The organism is Brasilonema sp. UFV-L1, from assembly GCF_012912105.1.
Classification (GTDB): domain Bacteria; phylum Cyanobacteriota; class Cyanobacteriia; order Cyanobacteriales; family Nostocaceae; genus Brasilonema.
In genome coordinates this window covers 1-3,232 of sequence record NZ_QMEA01000273.1, presented here as the reverse complement: position 1 = coordinate 3,232, position 3,232 = coordinate 1, and the positions used below count along the sequence as shown (strand labels likewise).

General features: G+C 40.7%; 3 protein-coding genes. 2 read left to right on the top strand and 1 reads right to left on the bottom strand.

All coding sequences use genetic code 11. From position 1 onward, the window contains the following. The first annotated feature begins 141 nt into the window (after positions 1-141). Both DP117_RS33985 and DP117_RS33980 read left to right on the top strand, forming a co-directional pair. Positions 142-1,149: a DUF829 domain-containing protein gene (locus DP117_RS33985; protein ID WP_211176527.1), complete on the top strand. Its 1,008-nt coding sequence runs from the start codon at positions 142-144 to the stop codon at positions 1,147-1,149. Positions 1,150-1,190: 41 nt separating this feature from the next. Further along, a complete protein-coding gene (locus DP117_RS33980; RefSeq protein ID WP_169222550.1) occupies positions 1,191-2,174 on the top strand; it encodes an NB-ARC domain-containing protein in 984 nt (327 codons plus the stop codon). Positions 2,175-2,587: 413 nt separating this feature from the next. Here the strand turns inward: DP117_RS33980 and DP117_RS33975 are convergent, their stop codons facing one another. Beyond that, a complete protein-coding gene (locus tag DP117_RS33975) occupies positions 2,588-2,785 on the bottom strand; it encodes a hypothetical protein (RefSeq protein ID WP_169222549.1) in 198 nt (65 codons plus the stop codon). Positions 2,786-3,232 lie beyond the last annotated feature (447 nt).

The following is a 3,232-nucleotide window of genomic DNA, read 5'->3' as shown; positions in this document are numbered from 1 at the left end:
CCCTCGCCTTTAGGCAGGGGTGTTGACGTTATCGTTTCTCTTGAGCAATTGAGACACGAGGCTTGATTATTCAATTTTAACTGCATAATACATCCGACGGTGGGCGATGCTCCAGCAGGGAGCCGCGCAAGGCGCTAACGCATGGATACTGTAAGATCTGCTGAAATTGCTCTGGCTGTTATCCGTCGGTTGGGTGGTGATTACAGAATTGCTGTTGATCTAAGGAAAGCTAGTATGTTTGGTCGCAAACCCTCTGACAATTCGCAGCCAAATGAAGAAAGCAACATAACTGGTTTGATTAAAATATCAGGATGCGACAACCCCAGTCGGCGGGGTGATATAATTTTTGTTCATGGGTTGGCAGGTCATGCGCGCAATACTTGGCATTGGCAAAATCCAGGAGATAGGGATTACCAAAAAGATAATTTTTGGTTAACTTGGCTGGGGGACGATTTAGTAGATGTTGGAATTTGGACTTTTGGCTACAGTGCGGCACGGTTGAGAGCGAATGGTTCAGCTATGCCACTTTTTGACCAAGCTAGTAATTTTTTAGATGATTTAGAAAATTTTAGCATAGGTGAGCGTCCGATAGTTTTCGTCACTCATAGTATGGGTGGCTTACTTGTCAAGAAAATGTTGAATGTTGTGGAATCTTTTTTAGAGGTTGAAAGTAAAAAAGCAGTTTTTCAATCTACTCAAGGAATTGTATTTTTATCTACTCCGCACCTTGGTTCTGATGTTGCTAAATGGACACAAGCTTTCGCAAGCTTTTTTACGGTTAATGTCAGAGAATTAATAGCTGATAATGACGAATTACGCCGACTTAATGAATGGTACCGCCAAAAAGTTGATACATTAGGGATTAAAACAAAAGTTTATTATGAAACGAACCCAACGAACGGTGTTTTAATTGTAAACGAGAGTAGTGCTAATCCTGGTATTAGAAACGTACAACCAATTGCGGTAGACGCAGACCATAACTCCATTGCTAAACCGAAACCAGGAGATAGCAAAGTCTATTTGGGTGTCAAAAGATTTATTAAAGAATGCTTCCCATCCCAAAAACCTTTACCTCCAGCAGATGATTTAATTCCTCTGCAACAACAAACAAATCCGCAGAACACCGCAAACCCTCAGCAGCCCCTTTAAACTCCGGTGCAAGTTCAGAGGGGCAGTTTCAAGCACGAAAGATACCCCAAAACATTCCCCCCAGTAACACAGAGAAGTTTGTCGGACGAGAAAAGGAATTAGAACGCCTCCACCAACAGTTACAACCCAATAATGAAGTCGTCATTACTGCTGTTGAAGGTATCGGGGGAGTTGGGAAAACAGAATTAGCAATCCAATATTCACTGCTACACTTACAGTTGGACACTTACCCTGGTGGAATCTGCTGGCTACGCGCAAGAGAAGAAGATATTGGTTTGCAGATCATACAATTTGCGAGAATACATTTGGGTTTGCAGCCGCCAGAAGATTTGGATTTACCAGAACGGGTACGCTGGTGTTGGCAGCATTGGCAGCAAGGAAACACGCTTGTGGTTGTGGATGATGTGAAAAATTACAGTCACATAAAACCATTACTACCACCACAACCATCCCAGTTTAAAGTACTGATAACAACACGACTCAAGTTAGATAATCGTGGTTCTCTGTTTTTGGAAGTTTTGCCGGAGGAAGATGCACTCTCATTACTGACTCAATTCATTGGAGAAGAAAACGACTCCCAAGAATCAATAAAAGCAAAAGAACTCGTTCAGCGTTTAGGCTACTTACCTTTGGCGTTGCAATTAGTCGGGCGGTATGTAAAAAAACGTAAAATATCTTTGGCAGAAATGCTGCGACGCTTGGAGGAAAAAGGGCTAGGGCATCCTTCTTTAGAAGTCAAGGAAAATGATCCCACTTGGACTCTAAGTATAAAACGTGGAGTAGCGGCTGCTTTTGAATTAAGTTGGGAAGAATTAAGTGAGTCTGCTCAAGAGTTAGGTTGTTTACTAAGTTTATTTGCTAATGCTGGGATTCCTTGGTTACTGGTGGAAGCTGCTGCTGCTGAGAAAGATGCAGAAGAACTGGAAGATGCAAGAATAGAATTAGAAAACTTGCACTTGCTTACGGGCGGAGATATACTAAAAACGCTTGTTCGTAAGTTACAAATGCTTATTCGTAAGTTATAAACCAATACGGTTCAGTTAAGGCTAAAACTCTTTGTCAAAGTCAATTTTTTGAACGAACCGCAAAGAACGCAAAGGACACAAAGAGAAGAAAGAAATGCTTAACTGAACTGTATTGAGTTACAAACGCTTATTCGTAAGTTACAAACGCTTGTTCGTAAGTTACAAACGCTTATTCGTAAGTTACAAACGCTTATTCGTAAGTTATAAACGCTTGTTCGTAAGTTATAAACGCTTGTTCGTAAGTTACAAACACTTGTTCGCGAGTATCAAACACTCGTTCGCGAGTAAAATCCTTTCATCTGTCCTCCTTATACCAATTTGAAAAAAGAATGCGACAGATACACACTCCCAAACCCAAGTTTCGTCTCGGTTTTCTTCATTTTGAATTTTGAATTTTGAATTTTGAATTGGTATTAGCCTTCTTGGCTTTGGAGGTTTTTGGTTTTTCTGGTTGGTTTTTCTGGGAATTCGCCGCGTTCTTTAATTTGTTTGATACCAATTTCAATTAAAAAACCTGCAAGATTGGCTGTTGGTCTGCCTTGTGTATCTGCCAATACCTCTAAATCTTCAAATACTGAGTCTGGAAGAGTTACAGTAAATCGTTTGCTCACGTCGCTATCTCCATCATCTCTTTCATATCCTATAATCTGCTTTTAGATTCTAACATATACTTATGCAATTACTTTTAATGTTTTTAAGATAGCAATTATCTGCAATATGAGTTATGATACATATATTGCTGCAAGAGACAGCAAAAAGCGATCGCTTCCAGGGCCAATTGGATAAGCGATCGCTTTATAAACCCCCATATTGAATGGAGACAAATATAGGACTTACGCAATTAGAACGAGATTCTGTCATTCTGAGCGTAGCGCTAGCGGAGCGTTAGCGCAGCGTGTCTGAAAGACATAGAATCTCCGAGATGCTTCGCTACACTGCGTTTCGCTCAGCATGACATTTGGAGAGTGCGTAAGTCCCGAAATATAATCATGACACAACTACAGGGAGACTCGTAAAACGGTGCAAAACACCATAAAACGGTACAATTTATTGTTGTC